Genomic DNA, 4207 nt, shown 5'->3' on the forward strand with positions numbered 1-4207 from the left:
CGGCGCGCGGCCAGCGCGGCCACGCGGGCCTCCAGCAGCGCGCGCACCTGCACCGCCTCTTCCACCTCTTCGGCGTCGAAGGGACGCAGCACGTAGCCCCCGGCGGAACGCTTCTGCAACAGACCCTCCTGCTCCAGCCGGTGCAGGGCCTCGCGCAGGGGGGTGCGGCTGATGCCCAGTTCCGCCGCCAGGCGGTCCTCCACCAGCCGCTGGCCGGGCTCCAGTTCGCCGTCGATGATCATGCGCTTGAGCATGCGCGTCACTTCCTGCCCCAGCGACTGCCTGACCAGTCTCGCCATCAGTTGTCCTCCTGCGTGGCGCTGCCGCGCCGTGGGTCGTCCCGCATGTCCTTTGCTCCCCCAAATGCTGCCCCGGACGCTGCCCCAGACGTAGCCCCAGACGTAGCCCCAGACGTAGCCCCGGACGTAGCCCCGGACGTAGCTTCATCCTCGCCCCCGTTCTCGACCCCATCCTCTCCATTGACGGGGCCAAGGAACGCCTCGCGCAGCAGTTCGTCGGAAAGTATGTCGGCGGAAGTGCCGGAAAACCGGATCTGTCCGCTGGTGATGATGTACCCCCGGTTGCAGATGGCCAGCGCGCCCAACGCGTTCTGTTCCACCAGCAGCACCGAGCAGCCCATGGAGGGCAGGTCGCGCACCACCCGGAAGATGGCCGCCGTCACCCTAGGTGCAAGGCCCAGGCTGGGCTCGTCCAGCAACAGCAGGCGGGGACGGGCCATCAGGGCGCGCCCCATGGCCAGCATCTGCTGTTCGCCGCCGGAAAGGTTGCCCGCGGGCTGGCCGATGCGCTCGCCCAGCACGGGAAACAGGTCCAGCATGCGGGCCAGGTCGTCGGTCACGGCGGCACGCCCGGCGCGACCGCCCTTCTTCAGGCGCAGGTACGCGCCCATCTCCAGATTTTCGCGCACCGAAAGCTGGGTGAACACCCGGCGCCCCTCGGGCACCTGCACCACCCCGGCGGCCACGATGCCCGCCGGACGCGGCGGCAGCGGCGCGCCATCCAGCAAAATGGACCCGGATGCGGGCCGTGCAAGGCCGCTGACGAGCGACAGCAGCGTGGTCTTGCCCGCGCCGTTCATGCCCAGCAGGCACACCGCCTCGCCCGCGCCCACCGAAAGGGACACGTCGAACAGCACCTTCGCGCCGCCGTAGGAAAAGGAAACGTCTCGCAGCTCAAGCATGCAGGCCGAACTCCTCGCCCCCGCCAAGGTAGGCGTTGACCACTTCGGGGTTGCGTTTCACCTCGCCGGGGGCGCCCTCGGCGATCTTGGCGCCGGAGCACAGCACCACCACGGCGTCGCTCACGCGCATGACCAGCGACATGTCGTGCTCGATGAGCAGCACGGCCACCCCGCGTGTGCGCAGGGCCAGGATCAGCCCGCCCATCTCGTGGGTTTCCGCCGGGTTCAGGCCCGCCACCGGCTCGTCCAGCAGGATCATGCGCGGGTCGCCCACCAGGGCGCGGGCCAGCACCAGCCGCTTCTGGTCGCCGTAGGGCAAAAGCCCGGCGGCCTCGTCGGCCCGGTCGGCAAGGCCCGTGAAATCCAGCGCCCGCATGGCCGCGTCGCGCATGGCCCGTTCGGTGCGGCGCACGCCGGGCAGGCGCAGCATGCTGGAGAGCATGCCGGTGCGCACGTGGCCGTGCAGCCCCACCATGACGTTTTCCAGCAGGCTCATGGAGCCGAACACCCGCAGGTGCTGGAAGGTGCGGGACAGGCCCAGGCGCGGCAGCCGGTGGGCCGCCATGCCGGTGATGTCCCGCCCGTCAAAGGTCACGCTGCCGGAGTCGGGGCGCACCATGCCGGTGACGCAGTTGACCAGGGTGGTCTTGCCCGCGCCGTTGGGGCCGATGAGCGCGGTGATGGCCCCGGCCCGCGCCGTGAAGCTGGCCGCGTCCAGCGCGCGGATGCCGCCAAAGGCCACGGAAAGGTCGCGTACCGCCAGCAGTGTCATGGCCGGGCCTCCCCGTCGCCCCTGTCCCGGCTGTCGCTGCTGACACCGGGCCCACGCCGCACCCTGCCCGCCATCTCCCGCAGCCACGGCGACACCCCGCGCGGCATGAAGATGAGCATGAACAGCAGGATCGCGCCAAAGATCAGGTCGTGGTGCTCCTCGAACACGCCCAGCATCTGGGGCAACACGGTCAGCAGCAGCGCCCCGGCCAGCCCGCCCCACAGCGAGCCCATGCCGCCGATGAGGCACATGGTCACGAACTCCACCGACTTGAAGATGTCGAAGGTCTTGGGCGCCACGATGCCCAGGTAGTGCGCATGCAGCGACCCGGCCAGCGAGGCGAACACGGCGGACAGCACGAACACCTGCACCTTGTAGCTGGCCGTGGGCACGCCGCAGGCCTCCGCCCCGGGCTCGGAATCGTGGATGGCCCGCAGGGCGCGCCCCACCGGCGAATGCACAAGGTTGCGCGCGGGGATGAGCAGCAGCAGCGCCACGCCCCAGGCCAGCCAGTAGAACGACCGGTCGGTGTCGAACGAGATGCCCGCCACGGCCAGTGGCGGCACGCCCACGAAGCCGCTGGATCCGCCGGTGACCTCGCTCCATTGCACCAGGATCACGTCCACGATGAGGTTGAAGCCCAGCGTGGCCATGACCAGGTAGTTGCCCTTCAGGCGCAGGGTGGGCACCCCTACCACGGCGGCGGCCACGGCCACCCCGCTGGCGGAAACGCTCATGGCCAGCCACGGGTCCACCCCGTGGGTGGCGGAAAGGATGGCACTGCCGTAGGCCCCCATGCCGAAGAACGCGGCATGGCCGTAGCTGATCTGCCCGGCGTAGCCCATCAGCAGGTTAAGCCCCGTGACCACGATAAGGTTCACCGCCACCACGTTGAGCACGGTGAACTGGTAGCCGGAGCGCAGGGCCAGCGGCAGCAGGGCCACTGCCACGGCCAGGGCCAGCCACCCGTGCGCAAAGCGGCGGGCGGACGGGGTAAACAGCGGATGGCGGCCCGTCACGGGTGCGGACGCCGAGGAAGGAGCGGAGACGGGAACGGTCATGCGCGCCTCCCGGTGGCGCCGAACAGCCCCTGAGGCCGCACGAACAGCACGAGAATGAGCAGGCCGAACACCAGCACATCACGGTAGGCGCTGGTCACATAGCCCGCGCCGTAGCTTTCGAACAGGCCCAGCAGCACCCCGCCCGCCACGGCCCCGGCAAAGCTGCCGTAGCCGCCCAGCACGGCGGCGGCAAAGCCCTTCAGCCCCAGCATCAGGCCGATGTCGTACGAAAGGGACGTGATGGGCGTGATGAGCATGCCGCCCAACGCACCCAGCGCCCCGGCAAAGGCGAAGGACAGCGTGGTCAGCCGTTCCACCTCCACCCCCATCAGCCGGGCGGTGCGCGGGTCTGCCGCAGCGGCGCGCATGGCCTTGCCGGTCACCGTGGCGCGAAAGAACCAGGCCAGCGCCGCGATGCCGCACAGGGTCATGCCCATCACCCACAGATTCTGCGGGGTCAGCACCGCGCCCAGCAGGCGGAAGGGCACTTCGGGCGACAGGGGCGGCAGGGCCAGGGGCAGCTTGCCCCAGCCCTGTTTCATCAGGCCGCGCATCAGCGTGGAGGCGGCCATGGTGATGAAGATCAGGATGATCATCTGGCGGCTGCGGGCCGGGCGCAGGCACACCCGTTCCACCAGCGCGCCCGCCATGGCCACCACGAGGATGGTGGCGGGAAAGGCCGCGAAGATCGGCAGCCCCTGGCTGACCAGCAGGCTGTACAGCACCAGCCCGCCAAGGCTCAGAAAGTCGCCCTGGGTGAAGTTGACGATGCCCGTGGCATTGAAGATGAGGCTGTAGCCCAGGGCCAGCAGCGCGTAGACCGACCCGGTGGTCAGCCCGCTGAGGGTGTACTGCGCAAGGGCGTTGATGGCGTCTGGCGGCATGAGGGTGTGTGTCCGGTTGGGGAGGGGCCGTGAGCCGAAGTGAAAAGCGCCGCGCACACGGGCGCGGCTTTCGTTGCATACCGTATACAAAATACGAAGCCGGGTCAATCGTGCGGTTGCCGGACGCGGATCCGCCGCGTGCCCGAACCTGTCCGATCCCCCCAGTGCGCGCCCCTGCATGCAATCCGGGCACATTGACATGGCAATCCGATGCGGACACACAGGAACGGGGAGCCAGCCGCGCGCGGCACGCCGCCGCAGCCGGGACACCCCCGCCGCCGCGCCCTGC

At 69.9% G+C, this 4207-nt stretch carries 5 protein-coding genes; all 5 read right to left on the bottom strand.

Annotated elements, in window-relative coordinates; genetic code table 11:
• The coding region (locus tag FVW27_RS09180; protein ID WP_167124528.1) for a GntR family transcriptional regulator at positions 1 to 299 on the bottom strand (299 nt) is incomplete at its 3' end.
• Positions 299 to 1201, bottom strand: coding sequence for an ABC transporter ATP-binding protein (locus FVW27_RS09185; protein WP_167124530.1), 903 nt, complete (start codon positions 1199 to 1201; stop codon positions 299 to 301). The genes FVW27_RS09185 and FVW27_RS09180, both read right to left, overlap by 1 nt.
• Positions 1194 to 1973, bottom strand: coding sequence for an ABC transporter ATP-binding protein (locus FVW27_RS09190; protein WP_167124532.1), 780 nt, complete (start codon positions 1971 to 1973; stop codon positions 1194 to 1196). The genes FVW27_RS09185 and FVW27_RS09190 overlap by 8 nt, the downstream gene beginning before the upstream one ends.
• A complete protein-coding gene (locus FVW27_RS09195) occupies positions 1970 to 3034 on the bottom strand; it encodes a branched-chain amino acid ABC transporter permease (RefSeq protein ID WP_167124534.1) in 1065 nt (354 codons plus the stop codon). The genes FVW27_RS09190 and FVW27_RS09195 overlap by 4 nt, the downstream gene beginning before the upstream one ends.
• Positions 3031 to 3918, bottom strand: coding sequence for a branched-chain amino acid ABC transporter permease (locus FVW27_RS09200; RefSeq protein WP_167124536.1), 888 nt, complete (start codon positions 3916 to 3918; stop codon positions 3031 to 3033). Before FVW27_RS09200 ends, FVW27_RS09195 begins: the two co-directional genes overlap by 4 nt.
• Positions 3919 to 4207: the final 289 nt, after the last annotated feature.

Origin of the sequence: Nitratidesulfovibrio liaohensis, assembly GCF_011682075.1 — a bacterium.
GTDB classification, from domain to species: Bacteria; Desulfobacterota; Desulfovibrionia; order Desulfovibrionales; family Desulfovibrionaceae; genus Cupidesulfovibrio; species Cupidesulfovibrio liaohensis.